General features: G+C 68.1%; 1 protein-coding gene. It reads right to left on the reverse strand.

What is annotated here, in order from left to right; all coding sequences use genetic code 11:
• Window positions 1-260: NAD(P)H-dependent oxidoreductase (locus tag NLU14_RS22295; protein ID WP_275710722.1), on the reverse strand; the 260-nt coding region annotated here is incomplete at both ends.

Consider the following 260-nt stretch of genomic DNA (forward strand, 5'->3'; position numbering starts at 1 on the left):
CGGACTGCCCCTGGAAGCCATAGTCCAGGCCGACGACGGTCAGGCCGAAGTGCAGCAGGTTGGTGATGATCGAGAAGAGCGTCGTCTCCTGGCCGCCATGCTGGGTGGCGGTCGAGGTGAAGGCGCCGCCGACCTTGCCGTTCAGCTGGCCCTGGAACCAGACGCCGCCGGCGCGATCCCAGAACGAAGCCATCTGGCTCGCCATGCGGCCGAACCGGGTCGGCGCGCCGACGATGATGCCGTCATAGCTGGCGAGCTCG

The organism is Marinobacter iranensis, from assembly GCF_029207565.1.
Taxonomy (GTDB): domain Bacteria; phylum Pseudomonadota; class Gammaproteobacteria; order Pseudomonadales; family Oleiphilaceae; genus Marinobacter; species Marinobacter iranensis.